Origin of the sequence: Streptomyces sp. NBC_00859 (assembly GCF_045161865.1) — a bacterium.
Lineage (GTDB): Bacteria > Actinomycetota > Actinomycetes > Streptomycetales > Streptomycetaceae > Streptomyces.
Genome location: NZ_CP108826.1, coordinates 7,637,965 through 7,659,680, shown reverse-complemented (window position 1 = coordinate 7,659,680; position 21,716 = coordinate 7,637,965). Strand labels below are relative to the sequence as shown.

Sequence of the window (21,716 nt, the reverse complement as noted above, 5' to 3'; positions counted from 1 at the left end):
TCGCTCTGTCAGGTGCGCCGTACCAGTGGGAACGCCAGCGTCTCGCGGATCGACAGACCGGTGAGGAACATGACCAGCCTGTCCACACCGATGCCCAGTCCGCCGGTCGGCGGCATGGCGTATCCGAGTGCCTGGAGGAAGTCCTCGTCCAGTTCCATCGCTTCGGGGTCGCCGCCCGCCGCCAGCAGCGACTGCTCGGTGAGCCGTCGGCGCTGCTCGACCGGGTCGGTCAACTCCGAATAGGCGGTGCCCAGTTCCGTGCCGAAGGCGACCAGGTCCCAGCGTTCGGCGAGGCGCGGGTCCAGGCGGTGCTGGCGGGTCAGTGGGGAGACATCCGTCGGGAAGTCCTTGTAGAACGTGGGGAGCTTGGTCCTCTCCTCCACCAGTCGCTCGTACATTTCCAGTACGAGGTCGCCGCGGCTGTGCTCCGGCCGCACCGGTACGCCGGCAGTGCCGCACAGCCGGCGCAGTTTCTCCGGGTCCGTACCGGCGTCCACCTCTTCCCCCAGGGCCTCGGAGATCGCCCCGTAGACGGTCTTGACGGGCCACACACCTGAGATGTCGTGCTCGACGAGTCTGCCGTTCTCGTCGGCTTTTCGCGCTGTGGCACTGCCGAACGCCGCGGTTGCCGCACCCTGGATCAGTTCCCGGGCGAGGTCGAGCATCACGTTGTAGTCGGCGAACGCCTGGTATGCCTCCAGCATCGTGAATTCGGGGTTGTGTTTGTAGGAGACTCCCTCGTTGCGGAAGGTCCGCCCCATCTCGAACACCTTCTCCACACCGCCGACACACAGCCGCTTGAGATACAGCTCGGGGGCGATCCGCAGATAGAGATCGAGGTCGTAGGCGTTGATGTGAGTGCGGAAGGGGCGGGCGTTCGCACCGCCGTGGATCTGTTGGAGCATCGGCGTCTCGACCTCGATATACCCCTGGTCGAGCAGCCCCTGACGCAGCGCCTGCACAGCTGTGCTGCGCGCGCGTACGGTCTCCCGGGCGCTCTTCGACACGACCAGGTCCACGTATCGCTGACGGACCTTGGCCTCCGGATCGGACAGGCCGTGCCGCTTGTCGGGCAGCGGGTGCAAGCATTTTCCGGTCAGTCGCCAGTGGGTCACGAACACGGTCGGCCGTCCGCTGTCGCTCGCTCCGACCTCCCCCTCCACCTCGATGAGGTCACCGAGGTCCACATCGGCGCCGAAGGTCCGCAGCACCTCTGATCCGCTGTCGTCCCTGGTGAGTGCCACCTGCAGGTCTCCCGACCAGTCGCGGAGTGTCGCGAACACGATCCCGCCGTGGTCGCGGACGAGCAGGACCCGCCCGGCCAGCCGCACCGTGTCACCCGTGCGGGTGCCGGCGGCCGGGGCCGGGTGTTCCGCGACGACCTCGCTCAAGGTGTGGGTGCGGCGTACTCCCACCGGGTACGGGTCGACGCCGGCCGCCTGGAGCCTCTCCAATGTGCGGTGACGCAGACGTACTTGCTCGGGCAGTGCATCGAGTTCCCGCTCGTGCAGCTCTGCAGCGCTCGGCGCCGCTCCGTCCAGGCCGAGTTCGGTGAGCGAGGGCAGTCCAGCGGTGTCGGCCGGGGTCGGGGAGCGTCGGCTGTGCCCTCGGCCGGTCCACTTGCTCAGACTCGGAAGAGCCACGAAGCCCTCCGCGATGCCGGACGCAAGGGCGATCCGTGCAAGCGCCGCGGCGTCCCCGTAGCACAGGAGCCGCGGATACCACTCGGGGGCGTATTTCACGTTCGCGCGGTAGAGCGCCTCCAGCTGCCACCACCTGGAGAAGAGCAGCAACAACTTGCGCCAGAACTTCAGCACCGGGCCCGCGCCGATTCTGGCGCCCTCCTCGAAGGCGGCGCGGAAGACAGCGAAGTTGAGTGATACCCGGCGGACTCCGATGGTGGGCGCCTGGGCGCACAGCTGGGCGACCATGAACTCCATGACACCGTTGGGGGCGGTACGGTCGCGGCGCATCACGTCGAGTGAGATGCCGTCCTTGCCCCAGGGCACGAACGACAGCAGGGCCATCAGTTCGCCCTTGCCGTCAAAGGCCTCGGCCAGGAGACAGTCGCCGTCCGCCGGGTCACCCAGACGATCCAGTGCCATCGAGAACCCGCGTTCGTTCTCGGTGCCGCGCCAGGCGTCCGCCCGCTGAACGACCTGCGTCATCTCGTCCGGGGACACCGAGGAGTGGCGGCGCAGCCGGAAGGTGGCACCGCCGCGCTCCACACGGTTGGCTGCCTGGCGGGTCACCCGCATGTCCCTGCCGTTGAGGTCGAAGCCCGCCACCTTCAGGATCGCTTCGTCGCCGAGCTGCAGTGCGCTGAGACCGGAGCGGGAGAAGGCACTGGCCCCTGCCTCGCTGGCTCCCATGACCGCGGGCTGCCAGCCGTAGCGGGTGGCCACCTTCAGCCAGGCGTCGATCGCCTGCGTCCAGGCTTCACGGTCCCCGATCGGGTCACCGCTCGCCAGACAGACCCCGGCTTCGACGCGGTAGGTGATGGCAGCCTTGCCACTGGCGGAAAAGACGACCGCCTTGTCCCGCCGGGTGGCGAAGTAGCCGAGGGAGTCCTCACTGCCGTAGCGCGTGAGCAGTGCGCGGATGCGTGCCTCCTCATCTCCGTGCAGCGATGCCTCCATCCGCTGCGAGCGGAAGAGAGCGGCCGCCGCGTTCAGCAGCGCCAGCGCGCCGAACAGACCGAGGAGGGTCGCGATCCAGTGCGGGTGCCTGCTGAAGTGCTCGCCCCCGACCAGCCCACCGCAGACACGGTTGACGGCCCACAGGAGCCGGCTCGCGCCCCCGTCGTGCGTGTCCCCGGGGAAGAGCGCCACCAGGCCCCAGCCGACGAGTGACGCCAGCGCGAGCCCGGCGACCAGTACCGCCGCGGCGCGCCGTACCGCGCCGCGCCGCGTGACCGCGTAGAACTCACGGCGGGACATCAGCAGGAGCCCCAGGCCCGACGCGCACAGGATGAGGGAGACGAGATACTCCCAGTCCCAGTCGGTCAGCAGGACCAGCACGTCGGCGAGAGTCACCAACACCAGGTAGACCACGACGAACCACAGAGCGACCCGCTTGCGCGCCGCCGTCGCCGCGCCCAGCAGGAAGAGGAAGGCTGCGTACGCGAGGTTGGACGCAACCGGGATGGTGAAGGCGTTCAACCAGTAGGTCACGGTGCCGAGTCCATGGCGCAATGGACTGATCAGAGCCGTCAGGGCGCAGTAGGCCGCCACGGCGCTGAAGAAGACGGCGAAGCGGTGCGGGACCCGCCGTCGGAACCGTGTCCACGCCGCCAGCCGGTCTCCGTCACCACCTGAGCTCATCCCGTCACATTAGGTGTACGCGATACCGATCTGCCTGGTGAACATTCGCCCATCTGCCGTTGTCACCTCTGTTCCGTATGGCTGCTGCCACTCCCCCACTGCCTGAACGGGCCGGATGTACAGGCACCACTCGGGTCCGCCCGGTCGGCGCGGTCCTCCGCGGTTGAGTTGGCTTCCTGCCGGGCAGTGGCCGGGCATTCACTCTCCCGGCGCACTTGGGTTTCCTGCTTTTTCGGCAGGCTCGATACACGTGACCAGTGCGTTCATGTCGCCGGATGGCCCGTTCGACGGAACGCGACCTGTTCCTGGGGCGCGCCGCCCTACTGGCCACGTGCTTGTCATGGGGCCAGCGACGCGGTTCCACGAGGCAGGACGCGACAAGGAGTCATCAGGTGACCAGATCTGGCAGGGCTGTCGTCGCCGCGCTGGTGATCTCCGCATTCGCGGGTGTCGGCACCACGTACGACGCTCCGCGGGCAAGCAGCCGGCCTCCGCAGCCGCGGCCGCAGGATGCCGCGCTTCCCCGGCCGGATGCCGGACCGCGCACGGCAGCGGTGCCCGCGTTGCAGCCGTCGGCGCCCAGCCGGGTCAGCATCGCCTCGATCGACGTCGATGCCTCAGTGACAGCCGTGCACCGCGGGGGCGGCGGGTCGCCGGCCGCGCTGCTCGGCGTTGAGGGAAACGGTGCGGGCTGGCTCGACGGGTCTGTGACACCGGGCGAGAGCGGCAGTTCCGTGGTCCTCGGCCGTGTCGCCACGCGGCTGGGCCCCGCCGTGTTCCACGACCTGGGAGCCCTGCGGAAGGGAAACACCATCGACGTCACGCGCAAGGACCGCACCCGGGCGACATTCACCGTCTACGCCGTCGCCGTCTACCCGGGGGACCGCTTCCCTGCCAAGAGGGTCTACGGGAACGCCCGAATCCCAGAGCTCCGGGTGATCGGCTGCGCCGGCTACGGCAGGGCGGAGGGTCACTCCGGCGATGTCGTCGCCTATGCCCGTCTCACTTCGACCCTCCGCTGACACCCCGTCGGACTTCACCATTGCCTGAGCAGCGCCGGCGGGGTGTGATGCCCGTCAGGCGGCTGACCTTGAGCGTGAGCCAGGACGAAACGGATGGCGGACGGCGCGTTTCCTCTACGCGCAGTAGCGCGCTGGCACAGACACAGAGGAACCACCCCGCGCGCGGCGGCGGTTCACACGCCCCGGGGCTCTGTCCGTACGTATGTGCGCCCCCGTGCCGGGCCGGTTCATCAGCGGGCCTCCACCCCGTCGTCCCGCTCCGGACCGGCCTCGTCGGCAACGGCCAGGCAGTCGGCAAGGGTTGCTGCGAAGTCCTCGGCACGGGCGAGCTGGGTACGCAGGTCCGCCACCCGCTCCCGGGCGAGTGCGTGGAACCCGCGCACTGTGGCCACCAGCGCTTCGCGCTCCGGACGTGACAGCTCGACTGCGGAATCGAGCCGGTCGGTGGCCTGCAGCAGGTCGCGCATCTCGTCCAGGGTGAAACCGAGCGGCTTCATCCGGCGGATGACCGTGAGGCGGGCCACATCGGTCTCGGTGTAAAGGCGGAAACCGCCCTGTGAGCGGGCCGACGGGACGACGAGGCCCGTCTCCTCGTAGTGGCGGATCGTGCGCAGCGACAGCTCGGTGCGTGCGGCGACCTCGCCGATCTGCATGTGCGCCATGGCTGCCACAGCTCTCCTCGTGGTGTGATGCGGGGCGCATCCCAGCGCCTCCGGCAATCTCTACCCTAACGTCAGGGTAGAGTTGAACGCGCAATGCCGGTCGCCTGCATGCGCCGCTCCCCCCGGCGGTGCGCGGACTGTCCGCACTGCCCGGCATCGACTTCTGGGGCCGGTGCCGGCCCCGGGCAGAACACCGGAGTCGTCCGGGAGACGCGCGCGTGTCACGGGCCGCCGGCTCGGCTGAAGCTACTCGCAGTCGCTTGCCAACGGATCACCTGCGCCGGTGCGCGCACGCACCATCCGGCCCGGCCGCATCGACCCCAGCGCCACCGCCTCACCGGCGGGGGCGCGCCGACCCGACAGGCAGACCACCTTGTCATCTCCGCTGTCCCCGGCCGCACTGCTGCGCGGAGCGCGCCGTCCCGCATGGCTGTCCCCGAAGGTGTTCCGCACCGAGGTACTGGCCGGCCTGGTCGTGGGGCTCGCTCTGATCCCCGAGGCTATTTCGTTCTCCGTGATCGCCGGTGTCGATCCAAAGGTCGGCCTGTTCGCCGCATGCACCATGGCCATGGTCATTGCCTTCGTCGGCGGGCGCCCGGCGATGATTTCCGCGTCCACCGGTGCTGTCGCCCTGGTCGTCGCGCCCGTCGCGCGCGAACACGGCCTGGGCTACCTGATCGCGACCGTCATCCTGGCCGGGATCTTCCAGATCGTTCTCGGCTCTCTCGGTGTGGCCGCGCTGATGCGGTTCGTACCGCGCTCGGTGATGGTCGGTTTCGTCAACGCACTGGGCATCCTGCTGTTCACCGCACAGATTCCCAATCTGCACAACGTCCCCTGGCCGGTCTACCCGCTGGTCGTGGCCGGTCTGGCACTGATGGTGCTCTTCCCCCGCCTCACCAGGGCGGTCCCCGCGCCGCTGGTATCCATCGTGATCCTCACGGTCATCACCGTCGCGGCCGGCCTCGCTGTGCCCACTGTGGGCGACAAGGGCCGCCTCCCCTCGTCCCTGCCCGTGCCGGGGCTGCCGGATGTGCCGTTCACTGTGCACACCCTGACCGTCATCGCGCCCTACGCGCTGGCGATGGCGCTGGTGGGACTGATGGAGACGCTGATGACCGCCAAGCTGGTGGACGAGATCACCGACACCCATTCCAACAAGACCCGCGAGTCGATCGGCCAGGGCATCGCCAACATCGTCACCGGGTTCTTCGGAGGCATGGGCGGCTGCGCGATGATCGGCCAGACCATGATCAACGTCAAGAACGGCGCCCGGACCCGCCTGTCGACGTTCCTTGCCGGGTTCTTCCTGCTGATCCTCTGCATCGCCCTCGGCCCGGTCGTCTCCGACATCCCGATGGCCGCCCTGGTCGCGGTCATGGTCCTGGTCTCGGTCGGCACCTTCGACTGGCATTCGGTGAAGCCCGCCACCCTCAAGCGAATGCCCGTCGGCGAGACCAGCGTCATGGTCATCACCGTCGCCGTCGTGGTCGCCACCGGCAACCTGTCCATCGGCGTCGTCGTCGGCACCCTCACCGCGACGGTCGTCTTCGCCCGCCGGGTCGCTCGCCTCACCCGGGTCACCGCCGTCGCCGACCCCGACGGCAACAGCGTCGTGTACGCCGTCACCGGGGAGCTCTTCTTTGCTTCCTCCAACGATCTGGCCGGCCGGTTCGACTACGCGGGAGATCCCAGCGCCGTCGTCATCGACCTCACCGACGCCCATGTCTGGGACGCGTCCTCCGTCGCCGCCCTCGACACCATCACCACCAAATACGCCGCCCGCGGCAAGACCGTCACCGTGGTCGGCCTCAACGAGGAGAGCGCCAGGATGCACGGGAACCTCACCGGCGAACTCACCGCAGGTCACTGACCCGGCGCCACGCCCACGGTGTGGATGGCCGGCCGGCCGAGGCCGCCGGCGTTCCACTTGACCACTCAGTTACCACGTGATTCCGTTGTACGGATAGAACTTTCCGCATAATGAAAGTGTGAGTGCTGTGGCGAAGGTCGGATTCATCGGTCTCGGGATCATGGGAAGCCCGATGGCGGTCAACCTCGTGCGGGCCGGACACGCGGTGACGGGCTGGAACCGGAGCCCGCACCGTACCGAAGCCCTGGTCGCGGCCGGCGGCAGCGCCGCCTCCAGTATCGCGGACGCCGTACGGGACGCCGACGTCGTGATCACCATGGTCCCGGCATCACCACAGGTCGAGGCCGTCGCCTATGGCCCGGATGGGATTCTGGAGAACGCACGGCGCGGCGCGACCCTGATCGACCACTCCTCCATCACACCCCAGACCTCGATCGACCTCGCGAAGCGCGCCGCCGACAAGGGCATCCGGGTGCTGGACGCGCCCGTCTCCGGCGGCGAGGCGGGAGCCGTCGAAGGCGTCCTCTCGATCATGGTCGGTGGCGACGCGGAAGTCTTCGAAAGCGTCGTGCCGGTGCTCCAGGCCATGGCGGCAACCGTCGTGCACTGCGGCCCGCACGGCGCGGGGCAGACGGTAAAGGCCGCCAACCAGCTCATCGTGGCCCTCAACCTCCAAGCCTGCGCCGAAGCCGTGAACTTCCTCGACAAGTCGGGCGTCGACCTCAAGGCAGCCCTCCAGGTGCTGTCCGCGGGCCTCGCCGGATCCGCGGTGCTCGACCGCAAGACGGAAAACTTCCTTCTCCACGACTTCCGGCCCGGCTTCAAGACCGACCTGCACCACAAGGACATGGGGATCGTCACCGAAGCCGCCCGTACGGTCGGAGCCGTTCTGCCGGCCGGCACCGTGGCGGCCCAGCTCATCGCCTCGGCCCGTGCACAGGGATGGGGCGATCTCGACCACTCGGTGCTGCTTCAGGTCATGGAGCGGCTCAGCGGCGACCAGTAGCCCACGCCCATCCGGGGCCGTGGGCCCCACGGTCCCACCACGCGCCTGGCTCACTTCCCCTAGACTGAGCGGTCATGCCGGAAATCCGCCATCAGCCCGTCGCACCGACCCGGACCCAGAGACTGGCGACCGGAGCGGAAATCGACGCGCACCGGCACGACGACCACCAGATCGTCTACGCGGGACGAGGCGTGCTGAGCGTGACAGCCAGTGCGGGTATCTGGGTGGCGCCGGCCACCCGCGCCATCTGGATTCCCGCCGGAACGGTCCACTCCCACCAGGCCCACGGGGATCTGGACATGCACCTGGTCGGCCTGGACACGAGCGACGACCCCATCGGTATCGAGAAGCCGACCGTGCTTGCCGTCGGTCCCCTTCTGCGTGAACTCATCCTCGCTTATACCGAGTCCCCACTCGACGACAGCCCCCAGCGCACCCGGCTGCGCGCCGTACTCCTGGATCAGCTGCGCGTCTCGCCTCACCAGCCCCTCCACCTGCCCGCTCCCACCGCCCCTCAACTCAGGGACCTCTGCGACCTGTTGAAGGCCGACCCGGGTGACAACCGCACGCTCACCCGGCTGGGCCAGGACGTCGGCGCCAGCAGCCGCACCCTGTCCCGGCTCTTCCGGACCGACCTCAACATGACCTTCCCCCAGTGGCGCACCCAGCTACGCCTCCACCACGCGCTCGTCCTCCTCGCCGACAACACCCCCGTCACCACCACGGCGCACCGGTGCGGCTGGTCGTCCGCCAGTGCGTTCATCGACGTCTTCCACCGGACCTTCGGACACACCCCCGGAGCACACCACGGCCAGGCGCCCCAAAAGCACGCCCGCTGAACACCCGCACAACTCTCCGGCCCGCCCGGGGAGCCCCGGCGCCGGGTGCTACGTAGGTTCGACTCGCTGCAGCTTGGCCCGGCGCACCACCCGGGGGCCCACCTCGGCCGCCCGCGCCACCAGCGCGGGGCCGTCCCAGTCCGGCGGCCAGCCGTGCCACAGGCGCAGCCGGCCTCCTACGACCACGGCGGTGATCTGATCACGGTTCGAGAGGCGCACGAGTTCCCACCGGAGGTCGTAGGAGGGGGTGAGCTCCGGCACGTTGACATCCACCACAAGGAAGTCGGCCGCCTTTCCGACCGCGATCTCGCCGGTCACCCGTCCCAGTCCGACAGCGTCGGCGCTCAGCTTCGTGGCATGGTCGAGCCACAGCCGTCCGGCTCCGCACGAGGAGTCTCCCGTCGCCAGGCCGGACGTCAGGCGCTGAGCGGACTCCGCCGCGTCGACCAGCCGGAACCCGTCACCGCGGGTGCCGTCGGTGCCCGTGCCGAACCGCACACCCATCGCGGCCATCATCGTGGCCGGCGCGACGGCGTTACCCTTCCAGGCGCTGGCCACCGGGTTATAACTGACAGCCGCGCCGGAGTCGGCGAGCAGACGCGTCTCGGCGGGGGTGACCAGAGTGGCGTGAGCGCCCAGAACGTGCGGCCCGAGTGCGCCGATGTGGTGCAGATAGTCGACGGGGCGGCGCCCGACGCTCTTCAACGAGCGTTCCACCGAAGCGAGATGTTCGTTGACGTGGATCTGCAGCACCGCGCCGGCTTCAGAGCAGAGATCCGCGGTCTTCTTGATGACCTGAGATGTCGCGTCCTCGGGCACCGCGATGGCCAGGGAGGGGTGGATCAGCGGGTGGCCGCCCCAGCGCCCGAGGTGTTCGGGCCCGCCCTTCCCATCGGAGACGATCTTGGAGAGCACGCAGCGGATCCCGGCTTCCTCGGTGGCCCTGGCCAGCGCCGCGACATCGACCGGGGCACGGGTGCCCGCGTCGGCGACCGTGGTGAAGCCGCCTCGCAGCGCCTCCAGCGCGGCCAGCTTCGCTGAGAGGTACGCGGTTTCGTCGTCCAGCGTGTGCTCCAGCGGTTCCCAGATCGTCTTGAAGATCTCCGAAGGCTGCCCGAACGACTGGGCCTTCCCGAAGCTCTGGGTGAGGTGGTGGTGCGCGTCGACGAATCCCGGCATCAGCACGTGTCCGTCCAGCCGGACGGGGCGCAGGTCGCTGTGGGAGGCGATGAGCCGCTCGGCCCGGCCGATCTCGCGGAACTTCCCGGACTCGACGAGGACGGCCTGGCCCCGGACCGGTCCGTCGGCCAGGAGGAGCAGTTCGGGTACGAGCAGCAGACGCTTGCCCGAGAACTGGCCCCGCTGCGGAGCACGCGCACCGGCGGTCCGCGGCTCGTCCCCTTGCGCCGCCGTGAAGGCCCCGTGTCCCGTTCCGGCGACGGAAGCGTCCGGGACCGGGGCGGCAGCGGCGCTCGGACCGGCGACGAATGACGCGCCGAGCAGTCCGCCCGCGCCCGTCAGCCCGGCGAGGAAACCGCGCCGCCCGACCCCCTCGTGGCCGCCTTCTCCTGCCGGTTCCGGCCCTCGGTCCTGCGCCGGCCCACCGGAGCCGCCCTCGTCAGGGCCCCGCCCGCCGCCGTTGGAGGGATCCCGGTACCTGTCGTTCGCCAACCCGCTCGCCTGCTTCCTGTTCCCAACTGCCCGTCCGTACTGAGGCATCCGCACATGGAGCAGCGGAGTGTGCCGCGCACATGACGGAGCCGGAAACCACCGGTCCGCGAGATCGGCCGCGCCGGGTGGCCCGACACTAGAACCACGCCAACAAGCGGAACAAGGCTTCCGGCATACGGGATTTCCCTGCTCGGGGCATGGGCGGCGGAACGGTTCTCCCATCCCGCCCACCCCCTGGCCAGAGCGCCGGAGCCCGAGCCGCAGGTGGCGTAACCTCAGCGAAACATATGGTCGGCGCGGCGTACGTCCCGCACACGGCGACGGACGGGAGAGCGGGACCACCGGGGCGGACGGGACCTACCGAGGCGGGAAGCCAGGGGCTCCCGGCCCGGTCAGGCGATCACCCTGTCGATGAAAGCCAGTACGTTGCCCCGGGTGCGGGCGATCTTCTCGTCCACGGAAAGGGTCTCCTCGTATCCCCAGCCGGTACCCGCCTGCTTCTTGCCACGGATGTAGAGGGAGCAGGCCAGATCAGTACAGAGGTACTGACCGAGCGTGTTCCCCTGGCGGCCGGCTTCACCGGGGCGCCGCGCCGTCATCAGCGCCACACCGCCGCTGGTGTGGGTCGTCAGGCACAGCGTGCACATGCTGCGGGCGGTGAAGCCGCGCCTGGCCGCCGCCGGCGCACGCAGGACGAGGCCCAGGAGGCCGCCGTCCCCCTCGGCGACGAGGTAGGCGCGGTCGGGCGCTCCGGGATCGCGCCAGCCGAGGAAATCGAGGTCGCCCCAGGGCTGCTCCTCCAGGTCCCGCGGGACACTGAGACGCTTGGCCTCGCCCTTGGAACAGTTGACGAACGATGTGCGGATGTCAGTCTCACTGAGGTGTCTCACGTAGAACGACGCTAGCTGGCCTAATATGATTAGGCAAACTCTTTATTTCATTAGCCCGCGGAGGACGCATGGCACGCATGGGCATCACCCCCGAAAGCCTCACCCGCACTGCGGCGGAGCTCGCGGACGAGATCGGGTTCGACAACCTGACGGTCTCGGCCGTGGCACGCAGGCTCGGTGTCAAGGATCCGAGCCTGTACGCGCACATCCGCAACGGGCGCGAGCTGAAGGTGAGGGTGACCCTGCTGGCCCTCGAGGAGCTGGCCGACGCGGCGGGCGCGGCCCTGGCCGGGCGCGCCGGCAAGGACGCACTGGTCGCGTTCGCCAACGCCTACCGTGACTACGCCAAAGCGCACCCCGGCCGCTACGCAGCCGCCCAGTTCGAACTCGACACGGAGACGGCCCTCAAGAGCGCCGCACCCCGTCAGTCACAGATGACGCGGGCGCTCCTGCGCGACTACAACCTGCCGGAGCCCGACCAGACCGACGCGATCCGCTTTCTGCACGGCACCTTTCACGGGTACGTGAGCCTGGAGAGAGTGGGCGGCTTCCGCCACACGGCGCGCGAGGCTGACGCTTCCTGGGCCTGGACGCTGGACACCCTCGACTTCGCTCTGCGGAACCGACCGGTGGCCTGACCTCCGCACGCCGAGCGTCACCGGCGGGGCAGGAACGCACGTACAGCCGCGGGGTAGGAGTGCAGCTGTACGTGCGCTCCAGGGTCAGCCGGTGACGCTCGGCGTGCCCGTCTCGATATGTCCGGTGTACCGGCGGGACCAGGTGGTGTCGCAGTCGGCGGTGACAGTGAAGTCGTACCAGCCGTTCGCGACGGTCACCGCGTTGAAGTGGTCCTCCGCCGACGCGCCCGCCGGCACCGTGTACGTCCACGGCCCGTCCGTGCGGTAGTTGGTGGACGTGACGGTGAACTTGACGGCAGCCTGCGACGCGTTGGCGAACGTGAACCAGATCGCCTGTTTGCCGGTGTCCGCAGCCACGGCGTACCTGGCGGCCACCTCCACATCCTTCCCCGCCTTCGACGCGTCCCCGGCGAAGCGGCGCTGGAACCGGTTGGGGCCCATCAGGGTGAAGTCGTACCGCCCCGATCCGTACCCCGCGCCGATGTTGAACGAGTCCGTCGCTGTCGCACCCGCCGCCACGGTGTACTGCCAGGGGTCCGTGGCCCGGTAGGCGTTGGGGTGGATCGAGAAGTGCGCGGCGCTCTTCGCCGGAGCACCCTGGTTGGACATACCGAACCAGGCAAGGATCTTTCCGGCTGAACCGAACTCCAGACGGTCGAGGTTGGCGTTCGGCTGGTACGGGAGCGCACGGGCCCGGCGCGTTCCGCTCTCCTGCGCGGGGAGGGCGTTGGTCTGCGGCGCCGGGTTCGGCAGCGAGGTACAGGTGTCGATTCCGATCACCTTCGCGGTGGACGGCAGGCCCGAGGGCACCCCGTAGACCGGAGCGGTGAAGTCGAAGACCCCGGTGAGGTCGCCGGTGACCTTGCGGCGCCATGCGCTGATGTTGGGGCAGGTGGCCGGAGTTCCGATAGCGGCGGTCCAGGTTTCGAGGAAGCGCAGTACGGAGGTGTGGTCGAAGACCTCCGAGGACACCCAGCCGCCCCGGGTCCACGGCGACATCACCACCATCGGGACACGGAAGCCGAGGCCGAACGGGATACCGTTCAGGAACTCACCCGGCTCGTTCGCGGGAGGCGACGGCGGGGGCACATGGTCGAAGAAGCCGTCGTTCTCGTCGTAGTTGAGGAAGAGAACGGTCGAGTCGAACACGTCGGGGTCGGCCGCGAGCGCACGGTAGACCAGGTCGACGAAGTGGGCACCGTCGCCGGGCGGTGCGAAAGGGTGCTCGGAGAACGCCTGGTTCGGCACCACCCAGGACACCTGCGGGAGCGTGCCCGCCAGGACGTCGGCCTTGATCGCAGCCGCGATGTCGTCCGGGGTGGAGCCGGTGGTGGCCGGTACGGAGCCCATACCCCGGTCGTGCAGCGGGTCGCCTGGCTTGGCGCCGGTGAACTTCGTGAAGTACGCGAGGCCGTTGTCGCCGAAGTTGTCATCGGCGTTCTGGTAGAGCTTCCAGCTCACTCCCGCGCGCTGCAGCGCCTCCGCGTATGTCTCCCACGTCAGTCCGGACTCGTCGCCACCGTCATTGCTGGAGGAGTCGACCTTGCCGCTCCAGAGATAGGTACGGTTGGGCCCGGTGGCACTGAGGGTGGACGAGAAGTACCCGTCGCAGACCGTGTAGTTGTCGGCCAGCGCATAGTGGAACGGCATGTCGCCGCGGTCGAGGTAGCCGAGTGTACGGACGTTGCCGACCCCCGAAACCCAGCTGTCCATGCGGCCCTTGTTCCAGGCGGAGTGCTGAGACGACCAGCTGTGCGGCAGGTCGCCATTGCACTGGGCGAGCGTCTCGCCGTCCACCCCTCCGGCCGCCGGGGTGGAGCTGAGCTTCCACGGGTACTGCCGCCCGGCGCCGTTCGGCTGATTGAAAACGGACTGCCCGCCGGAGAGTGAAGGGCCACTGCGGTCGCCGAAGCCCCGGACACCCTTGAGCCGGCCGAAGTAGTGGTCGAAGCTGCGGTTCTCCTGCATCAGGATCACCACGTGCTTGACGTCCCTGACCGTCCCGGTCGCGCCGGCCGTTCGATTCGCGGCCTCGGCACGGGCTCCCGCACTCATCGGAACGACAGCGCCGGCCACCGCCCCCGCCCCGAGTGCAACGAAACCTCTTCGACTGATCGGTGTCATCCGCCCCGCCCTCACCTCAGGAATCATCTGCGCATACGTGATCGCCTCTGCGCCATATCGCGCACAAGAGTGCAGGATTGACCGGGTCCACAGCTAGACCCATGCCACCAGCTCTCGGTAAAGATCAGCTGAACACCTCGGGCCACGCCGGGGCCGGCGGAGCGCGGACCGGCCGGATCACCGGTGGTGCGAAGTGCGTGATGCGGTCTAGGATGCCTCTCCACGTTGGAACTGACGAAACGTCAGCAACCGCACGGCAGCTCGGCGCATGCCCACTCCCCCCACCCCGCAGGAGATACACCATGCGACGCGGATCCACCGTACTGCTGTCCGTACTCGGCGCTCTGGCGCTGCTGTTCGGGACCGCCCCCGCCTCCCTCGCCGCGCAGCGTGCCGCGGCGCCGGTGAGCCACAACCCCGTGATCTTCGTCCACGGCTACAACGCCGACCCAGGGGTATGGGGCGGCATGATCAGCGATTTCAAGGCCGCCGGTTACCCCGACGACTCACTGTTCAGCTGGGGTTACGACACACACCAGTCCGTCAACGAAGTCCTCGCCGGGCAGTTCAAGGATTACGTCAACGATGTGCTGCGCACGACCGGAGCATCGAAGGTCGACCTGGTCGCGCACTCCTTCGGCAGCCTGACCACCCGCTGGTACGTCAAGTTCCTCGGCGGCACCACCACGGTGGACCACTGGGTGTCTCTCGGTGGCCCCAACCACGGCACCTATCTGACCTGGGCGTGCGTGATCTGGGACCAGGCCTGCCGGGACATGTCCCCTGGCTCGTACGTACAGGACCAGCTGGCCGCCGGCGACGAGACGCCCGGCGCCGTGAAGTACGCGACCTTCTGGTCGGAGTGCGACGAGGTGATCGACCCGGACAGCAGCGTCGCCCTCGACGGTGCGGTCAACACGGACGCGGGCTGCCTGAAACACAACGACCTGCTCGGCGACGACGGAGTGTCCCAGGGGGTGCGGGACTTCCTCGCCCACTGACCGCGACCCCACGCACGCCGGGCGGCCCGGCCGCGGTACTCCACATTCCCCACACAGCCGGACCCCTTGACCCCGGCAGCGGGCCGACCCTACCTTCCCCTCGGGAAAGCGCTTTCTCCCTTGGGGGCGCGTCAGGTGATCCACACCGGATTCCCGCAGCGGCGAGAGGACCAGGGATGCGCCTCGGAAGAACGAACTGCTCCGCCCCCCGTATTGCCGGGCGTGGCACCGCCCGAGCCGCCGGGCGCAGCCCGAGAAGGAAGGGGCGCGGCTGGGCTGCCGTCACCCTCTCCGTCGCCGTAGCCATGCTGACGGTCTTCGCTCCGACGGCCGGCGCGAGTTCCGGCTTCGCCGTCTACACCAATGAGCGGGGCACGGACACACCCGGCCTCCAGCAGTACGGCGCGGTCAAGTCCACGGTGGTCTACGACTACTTCGCGCTGACCTGCGACACCGACGGGTGCTATTCGAACGGCGGTGCCCTGCCCACCGAGGCGGCCTACGAGAGCAAGGTCAAGGACTACATGAGCGCGGGCCAGTTCGGCGGCGGCGCTACGGCCCCGGTCGTACTCGACTTCGAGAACATCGTGCTCACGGCCCTCTCCGGGAAAGCCGCGACCAACGCATTCAACCTCTGGAAACAGCTCATCACCTGGACTCACGCGGCCGCCCCGTCCGCCCCTGTCGGCATGTACGGGTATGACTCGTCGAACGTCAACAACAGCCTCACCCAACAGCTGCACGAGAACGGTCTGTTCGACTTCTTCTCACCCCGCGCCTACCGCGGGAGCTCGCAGACGGACGCCGCGTGGACGAGCACACTCGACGCCTCCGTCGCCAACGACCACTCCCTCGCGGCGGGGCAGCCCATATACCCGTACATCTCGCCGAGTTGGGACGGCAGTCCCGGGGGTGCGTACATGTCGGGCGGCACCTGGGGCTACACCATCGACCAGCTCAAGGCGAAGACCGACGGTGCGGTCGTGTGGGAACCGTCCGCCAACGACGCCTCGGCCTGCAACTGGGTCGCGCAGAACGCGTACGAGATGGGCGTCCTCGCCGGGACGCCCAGCAGCGGCCCGCTGACTGCCACCGCGACCCCGCCCAGCGGCGACTGCACCGTGCCGCGCGGGACCACCACCGATGTGCCCGTCACCATCACGAACACCTCGGGCTCCACCACGGCGGCCACCCAGATGCAGTCCTTCACGGGCAGATCCGGATTCAGCGGCAGCTGGAAGTACTGGAGCGTGCCATCCCTTGCGCCGGGTGCGAAGTTCAGCACCACGCTGCCACTGGCAGTCGCCTCCTCGCAGTCCACCAGCACGGCCCTGCTGCACATACGGACCGGGCTGAGTGACACGCGGTGGGCCGTCGTCGTGAAGTAGGGCGCCCCACGGCACACCGGGACCGTCCCGTCCACCGGCGCAAGCCGATGGACGGGGACGGCCCCGGTGTCCGCTCAGAAGACCGGCGGACCCGCTTCGATGCGCCGCAGCACCGGTGCGAGCCGGTCGATGTCTTCGCTGCTCTGCACCTGCCGCTCGTCCCACCAGGTGGCACCGGCGTCGATGAGGGGTCCGATCACGTCGTGCGCCCGTGCGGCGTCCATGGGACTGGCGCCGCCCAGCACGATCTCGAAGGGGGTGTTCTGCCGGCCGTCACGCATCCGGCGCAGGTGGGCCACCAGGTCGCGCACCTCGTCGACAGGGGGTACATGCCCGTGCTTGGCGGATGCGAACAGGGGCACCGCACCATCCCAGCGGGCAGCACGGCGCATGGGCGGCCTGTTCGGCCAGAATCCGCCGATCCACACCGGCGGGCGCGGCCGTTGGAGCGTGGCGGGCAGCAAAGTGACGTCCCGGACCGTGTAGTGCTGTCCGTCGTGGCTGACTGGCTCGCCGGACCAGTAGCCCTGCAGCAACTCCAGCCCTTCGTCCAGACGCTCGGCCAGTACCCTCGGGTCGGTCGTCTCACCGAAGCTCCCGTACTCGTCCTCGATCGGGCCGCCCAGTCCCGCACCGAAGATCACCCGTCCGCCGCTGAGGTTGTCCAGGGTAGCCACCTGGCGGGCGAGTTGCTCCGGGCGCCGCCGGGCCACCGGGGTGACCAGGGTGCCCAGCCGGATCGTGGAGGTGGCCAGCGCCGCAGCGGTCAACAGCATCCAGGGGTCACCGAAGGGCCGGCCCTGCCGCGCGCGTTTGTCATGCACCACGTGATCCCACACGAACAGCCCGTCCCAGCCCGCCTGTTCCGCGGCTTCGGCGACTTCTGCCACGGTGCTGGGATCGGCGAAATCGCCGAAGTTCGGAATATTGACCGAGAAGCGCATCCCCGCATCGTGCTCCATGGCGACGCGCCCGGCAACCGCATACAGGGCCTTGCTCCCGTACCGCCCGCGGGTGGCGGGTGCGTCGCGTACGTCGAATGCTTCGGGCTAGGAGCGCGACCAGCAGCCCGACATCGTGCGCACACCCCTGCGCAGTGCGGGCAGCGCCGCGGAGATCGCCTCGCCGATGCTTTTCCTCGCCGGGACGAGCCCTCGTTCGACACCGGCTCCGAACTCGTGCCCGCCGGGCGCCTCACGCCCGCTGAATCCGTACGGCCCGATCGTCCCCGCCCCCACCCCGTGGCCTTCGAGGTCAGCGCCCGGCCGCCGCAGCCGCGTTGCCCCGCACCGTGACCTGCTGCCCCTGCGCGGTGGCCTTCGACGTGGTGCTCAGACAGCTGCCGGACGCGGGGTCGGTGACGGCGGGGAGGCCTCCCACGTAGTCCGTGCCCGCCTCCGTACCGACCGGCTTCCCGTAGGTCACGGTGACCTGCTGGCCGCAGCCGGCTGTGAGGTAGGGCTCCATGAAGCCCTGGTCGGCACCCTTGAACCGCCCCGAGCCGGACGGGAGGCTGAAGCTCCCGATGTGTGCCACGGACGTACCGGTCGCGGTCCGCACGACGTCACCCGACATCAGCTGCGTGTCCCCGGTGACGCCGGCGCGTTTGAGGACGAGCGAGTACATCGTTCCCGGCGTATAGGCGAACCGGACCGCGCAGCTCACCCCCGCGCCGCCGTCGGCGCCGTGCGTGCAGTGGGTATCCGTGGTGGTGGCGTCCGCGCTGAAGGAGCTGAAGACCGCCTGGAGCGAGTGGTGTCCGTCGGCGTCCACGGGCTCCGGCTGGAATCCGGCGTACGGCCGGGTGCCGCTCTCCAGTGTCGTGTAGTAGGCGAAGTAGACGCCGGCTGCGTCAGGAGCCGAGTCCACGGACATCGGGAGCTTCAGCGTGGTCACCGGGGTCGGCGCACCGGTGGTCCAGCGCAGCGTGGGTGTGGATGCCCATGACTGTCCGGCCGCTCCGAGTGCGAGGAGCGCGGTGACTGCGGCAACGGTGCCGGATCTGACGAGTTGGCGTCCGGTGTTGCTGATGGATACGCCCGCGGATACGCCCGTAGTGTATGGCATGCGCATGTCATCTCCTGGTGTTCGCGTTCCGGTTGCGCGTCAGCATGTAAGCGATTGCTGTCCTGCCGCAAGAGGCATGGCCTTGTTTCTGTCTTTTACTATGACCGGAGTGCAGGCGGACAGCAGTAACCGCTCACATCCGGGGGGCCATTGCCCTCAGCGGGCGGGGCTCAGCGCCCGTGGAGGACTTCATCGATGACCCGCCACGAGGACTCCACGATCACAGGGTTGGTCTCCAGGTAGTAGGGCAACGCGACGAGAGCGATGGACAGCGCCCAGCCACGTCCTCGGCGCCACGTCGCCTCGTCGGCAGCCGAGGCGGAACGGAAGACATCCCTGGCCTCCCCCGAGAAGAGGTTCCAGGCGACGATCAGGTCGCAGGCCGGATCGCCGACTCCCAGGGCACCGAAATCGATGACCGCGCTCAGCCGGCCGTCCTCCACAAGAAGGTTCCCGGGTGTGAGGTCTCCGTGAATCCAGACAGCCGGTGCGTCATGGACCGGAGCACGCAGCGCTGCTTCCCAGGCCTCCGTCACAGCGGCGGTGTCGATCATGCCCGCCAGCGCGGCGATCGCCTCGCGGGTAACCGTGTCCCGCGTTGCCAGCGGCACACCCCGGCCGGCGGCCGGCCCGCCCGTGGTGTCGATCCGCTGCAACGCCGTGACGAAACCGGCGAGGTCAGCCGCCGCCCGGCAAGGATCGGCGAGGCGGTCGATTGCCGCGGACTCTCCTTTGATCCAGTCGTGGACCGACCACTCCCACGGATAGTCCTCGGCCGGTGCGCCGCGGCCGACCGGCGTGGGAAGGCGGAGCGGAAGGTGCGGCGCGAGCCGTGGCAGCCACCGGTGCTCCACCTCCACCTGGCCGACGGCCCCGGCGATACGGGGAAGGCGTACCGACAGGTCCTCACCGAGCCGGTAGACGGCGTTGTCCGTCCCCCAGGGCAGGACCGGTTCGACGGGCAGGACGGCCCACCGCGGAAATTGCGCCCCGAGCAGCCTGCGGACGAGGGACGCATCGACGTCCGCCTCGTCGGCGTGCATCCTCACCACAGCAACAGCCACCTTCTCCGGTCGGGAACAGCCGCCATCCCACCCCGGGGCGCATCCGGGCGGCAACCCGATTAACCCCAGGGACCCAGGAATCCTGGACCGGCTCACGCGCGTGTCCGAAGTCCCGCGGGAGCACAGGCCGCAGCCGTCGGTCAGCGGATGGTTCCCGATGCCGGGTCCAGGACCTCCTCGGCCAGCAGTTCCAGGAGGCGGCGGTCGTCGGCGGCTGTGCCGCGCAGGCCGGGAAGGTCCGGGTTGGTGTCCAGGAGCAGATGAGTGGCGCCCAGGGCGGCCAGGGCCGCGAGGTCCTCGCGGATCTGGTCGACTGTTCCGTGGCCCACCGGGTGCTCCCCGCGGAGCCTGGTCTCGGTGACCCGCACCTGGAGCCGGGGCACCAGAGCGGGCGTTGCCCGTCCCGCGCGGTCCGCCTCCTCGGCGAGCACCGGAAGGGCCGCGCGCATTGCGGGCAGCGTCGCCAGATAGGGGTGCCATCCCTCACCGAGCCGGGCGGCACGCCTGAGCGCGGCGGGCGAGTTGCCGCCCACCCAGACGGGGAGGCCCGGTTCCGTTCGCGGGGCCGGGGCGGTGTGCACGTTCTCGTACGAGACGTACTCGCCCCGGAAGGTCGTGGGATCCTCTGCCCAAGCAGCGCGAATGGCGGCCAGGTACTCGTCCGCGATGCGGCCGCGTTCGGCGAACGGGACGCCCAGCGCTGCGTACTCGGGACGCGACCAGCCGGTCCCGGCCCCGAGGATGAAGCCCTCCGGGTTCAGACAGTCGATGTTCGCCGCCAGCCGGGCGGTGTGCAGTGGATGGCGGTAGGGGACCACGGTCACCGTCGTACCGAGGGTGAGACCCGGCACCCGTCCTGCGAGGTGGGCCGCGAGCACGAACTGATCGTAGAAGGGCGCGGGGTACGCCTCGTGCACATCGGCGGTCACGGCGACATGATCCGAGATCATCGCGAAGGAGTAGCCGCACTCCCTTGCCGCCAGGGCCTGTTGGAGGAGTGAGGCGGGGGTTGTGCCGGGGCCGAAGTTGAGAATGTTGACGCCGAATTCCATCGGCCGAGCGTAACAATCACCCGGAACCAGGTCACATTCCCCGCGCACAGGTCACGATCATGCGCCCGCTGTTCCCGCCGGCCAGGAGGGTGGCGAACGCGTCGGGCGTGCGTTCGAAGCCGACGACCGATGTATGGACACTGCGCAGCATCCCTTCCCTGACCAGCTTGCCCACTTCTCTTTCGAACCGTGGGCGCAGGTCCTCGTGCGCGGTCACCGCGAACCCGCGCAACGTCAGTTCCCGGTAGATCAAGCGGGCGTAGTTGGCCGGTCCCCGCGCCGCCCCCGCGGTTCCGTACTGTGAGGCGAGGCCGCAAATCATCGCCCGGCCACGGAAGTTGAGCACTTCGAGTGCGGCTTCCAGCTGTTCGCCGCCGATGTTGTCGAAGAACAGGTCGATGCCGTCCGGTGCTGCTGCCCGCAGCAGATCCAGGGCGGCACCGTGACGGTAGTTGAAGGCGTCAACGCCCAGTTCACCGGTAAGGAGCCCGACCTTCTCGTCCGAGCCGGCGCTCCCGACGACCCGTGCACCGTGCGCCTTGGCCAACTGGACCGCACAGCTGCCGACGCCGCCTGCCGCACCCGAGACGTAGACGGTCTCGGCCGGCGCCACCCGGCCGAGGTGCACCATGCCGGTGTAGGCGGTGAAACCGACATGTCCGAGCACGGTGAGATGGGTCTCCAGCGGGAGATCCGCCGACTCCCCCGGGATACGGCGCAGCTCGCCCGCGTCCGCGACATCGGCGGTGCGCCACGGGGACCGCGGCCGGACGGCGAGGTCACCGGGCCGGAATGTGTCACTGCGGGATACGAGGACCTCGACCACGGCGTCGCTCGCGGGCACGGACCCGATCGTGAGCCCCGGGCCGTACGGTGTACCCGCGGCGCCGATCCTCGTCGCCATACCGGCGTTGAGGCCCAGTCCGCGCAGGGCCACCAGCACCTGTCCGTCGCCGGGCGCCGGAGGCGCGCCAGCTCCCGCCACCTCGAAATCCTCGGCCCGTACCGGTCCTGCCGGATACCTGGCCACCCGCACCTCTTCGACGGTCATGACGGGCCTCCTGGTGTCGCGGCGGGCGACGTTCGTCCCGGCACC

The 21,716-nt window shown here is 69.3% G+C and carries 17 protein-coding genes; 7 read left to right on the top strand and 10 right to left on the bottom strand.

All coding sequences use genetic code 11. The features are described 5' to 3' along the window. Positions 1-8 precede the first annotated feature (8 nt). Positions 9-3,323 carry a bifunctional lysylphosphatidylglycerol synthetase/lysine--tRNA ligase LysX gene (gene lysX / locus OG584_RS33725; RefSeq protein WP_405783519.1) on the bottom strand — a complete coding sequence of 1,105 codons (3,315 nt, stop codon included), beginning with the start codon at positions 3,321-3,323 and terminating at the stop codon, positions 9-11. A 392-nt stretch (positions 3,324-3,715) separates the two neighbouring features. Between lysX and OG584_RS33720 the strand changes: the two genes are divergently transcribed. Then, positions 3,716-4,345 (top strand): sortase domain-bontaining protein, encoded by a 630-nt coding sequence (locus OG584_RS33720; protein ID WP_405783517.1) that lies wholly within the window; start codon positions 3,716-3,718, stop codon positions 4,343-4,345. 230 nt (positions 4,346-4,575) lie between these two features. Here OG584_RS33720 and OG584_RS33715 read toward each other — a convergent pair whose 3' ends face one another. Further along, on the bottom strand, positions 4,576-4,998 hold the full coding sequence (locus tag OG584_RS33715) for a MerR family transcriptional regulator (RefSeq protein WP_405784424.1): 423 nt from the start codon (positions 4,996-4,998) through the stop codon (positions 4,576-4,578). Positions 4,999-5,380: 382 nt separating this feature from the next. Here OG584_RS33715 and OG584_RS33710 point away from each other — a divergent pair, with 382 nt between their 5' ends. The 3 genes from OG584_RS33710 to OG584_RS33700 all read left to right on the top strand — a co-directional run bounded on the left by OG584_RS33710 (position 5,381) and on the right by OG584_RS33700 (position 8,725). After that, positions 5,381-6,880: a SulP family inorganic anion transporter gene (locus OG584_RS33710; RefSeq protein WP_405784422.1), complete on the top strand. Its 1,500-nt coding sequence runs from the start codon at positions 5,381-5,383 to the stop codon at positions 6,878-6,880. A gap of 118 nt (positions 6,881-6,998) precedes the next feature. Further along, a complete protein-coding gene (locus OG584_RS33705; protein WP_405783516.1) occupies positions 6,999-7,886 on the top strand; it encodes a 2-hydroxy-3-oxopropionate reductase in 888 nt (295 codons plus the stop codon). A gap of 74 nt (positions 7,887-7,960) precedes the next feature. Then, positions 7,961-8,725, top strand: coding sequence for an AraC family transcriptional regulator (locus tag OG584_RS33700; protein WP_405783515.1), 765 nt, complete (start codon positions 7,961-7,963; stop codon positions 8,723-8,725). Between the two features lie 48 nt (positions 8,726-8,773). On the opposite strand, the gene OG584_RS33695 is transcribed toward OG584_RS33700, so the two are convergent. Then, positions 8,774-10,063 carry an amidohydrolase family protein gene (locus OG584_RS33695; protein ID WP_405784420.1) on the bottom strand — a complete coding sequence of 430 codons (1,290 nt, stop codon included), beginning with the start codon at positions 10,061-10,063 and terminating at the stop codon, positions 8,774-8,776. Positions 10,064-10,788: 725 nt separating this feature from the next. Continuing rightward, positions 10,789-11,286, bottom strand: coding sequence for an FBP domain-containing protein (locus tag OG584_RS33690; RefSeq protein ID WP_405783514.1), 498 nt, complete (start codon positions 11,284-11,286; stop codon positions 10,789-10,791). Positions 11,287-11,354: 68 nt separating this feature from the next. Here OG584_RS33690 and OG584_RS33685 point away from each other — a divergent pair, with 68 nt between their 5' ends. Continuing rightward, positions 11,355-11,924 (top strand): TetR/AcrR family transcriptional regulator, encoded by a 570-nt coding sequence (locus OG584_RS33685; RefSeq protein WP_405783513.1) that lies wholly within the window; start codon positions 11,355-11,357, stop codon positions 11,922-11,924. Between the two features lie 84 nt (positions 11,925-12,008). On the opposite strand, the gene OG584_RS33680 is transcribed toward OG584_RS33685, so the two are convergent. Beyond that, on the bottom strand, positions 12,009-14,048 hold the full coding sequence (locus tag OG584_RS33680) for a phosphocholine-specific phospholipase C (RefSeq protein ID WP_405783511.1): 2,040 nt from the start codon (positions 14,046-14,048) through the stop codon (positions 12,009-12,011). 302 nt (positions 14,049-14,350) lie between these two features. On the opposite strand from OG584_RS33680, the gene OG584_RS33675 reads away from it, so the two are divergent. Both OG584_RS33675 and OG584_RS33670 read left to right on the top strand, forming a co-directional pair. Then, positions 14,351-15,049, top strand: coding sequence for an esterase/lipase family protein (locus OG584_RS33675; RefSeq protein WP_405783509.1), 699 nt, complete (start codon positions 14,351-14,353; stop codon positions 15,047-15,049). Between the two features lie 176 nt (positions 15,050-15,225). After that, positions 15,226-16,437 (top strand): hypothetical protein, encoded by a 1,212-nt coding sequence (locus tag OG584_RS33670; RefSeq protein WP_405783508.1) that lies wholly within the window; start codon positions 15,226-15,228, stop codon positions 16,435-16,437. A gap of 74 nt (positions 16,438-16,511) precedes the next feature. Here OG584_RS33670 and OG584_RS33665 read toward each other — a convergent pair whose 3' ends face one another. The 5 genes from OG584_RS33665 to OG584_RS33645 form a co-directional block, all read right to left on the bottom strand. Further along, positions 16,512-17,381 (bottom strand): LLM class flavin-dependent oxidoreductase, encoded by an 870-nt coding sequence (locus OG584_RS33665; protein ID WP_405784418.1) that lies wholly within the window; start codon positions 17,379-17,381, stop codon positions 16,512-16,514. A gap of 310 nt (positions 17,382-17,691) precedes the next feature. Further along, positions 17,692-18,510: a hypothetical protein gene (locus tag OG584_RS33660; protein ID WP_405783507.1), complete on the bottom strand. Its 819-nt coding sequence runs from the start codon at positions 18,508-18,510 to the stop codon at positions 17,692-17,694. Between the two features lie 164 nt (positions 18,511-18,674). Continuing rightward, complete coding sequence (locus tag OG584_RS33655) at positions 18,675-19,547, bottom strand: aminoglycoside phosphotransferase family protein (protein ID WP_405784416.1); 873 nt, start codon at positions 19,545-19,547, stop codon at positions 18,675-18,677. Positions 19,548-19,708: 161 nt separating this feature from the next. Beyond that, positions 19,709-20,620 carry a TIGR03619 family F420-dependent LLM class oxidoreductase gene (locus OG584_RS33650; RefSeq protein ID WP_405783506.1) on the bottom strand — a complete coding sequence of 304 codons (912 nt, stop codon included), beginning with the start codon at positions 20,618-20,620 and terminating at the stop codon, positions 19,709-19,711. Between the two features lie 31 nt (positions 20,621-20,651). Beyond that, positions 20,652-21,671, bottom strand: coding sequence for a zinc-binding dehydrogenase (locus OG584_RS33645; protein ID WP_405783505.1), 1,020 nt, complete (start codon positions 21,669-21,671; stop codon positions 20,652-20,654). Positions 21,672-21,716 lie beyond the last annotated feature (45 nt).

Coding starts and splice junctions, on each gene's coding strand:
- lysX (WP_405783519.1), bottom strand. CDS start 3,323: ATGAGCTCAGGTGGTGACGGAGACCGGCTGGCGGCGTGGACACGGTTC.
- OG584_RS33715 (WP_405784424.1), bottom strand. CDS start 4,998: ATGCAGATCGGCGAGGTCGCCGCACGCACCGAGCTGTCGCTGCGCACG.
- OG584_RS33700 (WP_405783515.1), top strand. CDS start 7,961: ATGCCGGAAATCCGCCATCAGCCCGTCGCACCGACCCGGACCCAGAGA.
- OG584_RS33685 (WP_405783513.1), top strand. CDS start 11,355: ATGGCACGCATGGGCATCACCCCCGAAAGCCTCACCCGCACTGCGGCG.
- OG584_RS33680 (WP_405783511.1), bottom strand. CDS start 14,048: ATGACACCGATCAGTCGAAGAGGTTTCGTTGCACTCGGGGCGGGGGCG.
- OG584_RS33675 (WP_405783509.1), top strand. CDS start 14,351: ATGCGACGCGGATCCACCGTACTGCTGTCCGTACTCGGCGCTCTGGCG.
- OG584_RS33670 (WP_405783508.1), top strand. CDS start 15,226: ATGCGCCTCGGAAGAACGAACTGCTCCGCCCCCCGTATTGCCGGGCGT.
- OG584_RS33665 (WP_405784418.1), bottom strand. CDS start 17,381: ATGCGCTTCTCGGTCAATATTCCGAACTTCGGCGATTTCGCCGATCCC.
- OG584_RS33660 (WP_405783507.1), bottom strand. CDS start 18,510: ATGCGCATGCCATACACTACGGGCGTATCCGCGGGCGTATCCATCAGC.
- OG584_RS33655 (WP_405784416.1), bottom strand. CDS start 19,547: ATGCACGCCGACGAGGCGGACGTCGATGCGTCCCTCGTCCGCAGGCTG.
- OG584_RS33650 (WP_405783506.1), bottom strand. CDS start 20,620: ATGGAATTCGGCGTCAACATTCTCAACTTCGGCCCCGGCACAACCCCC.
- OG584_RS33645 (WP_405783505.1), bottom strand. CDS start 21,671: ATGACCGTCGAAGAGGTGCGGGTGGCCAGGTATCCGGCAGGACCGGTA.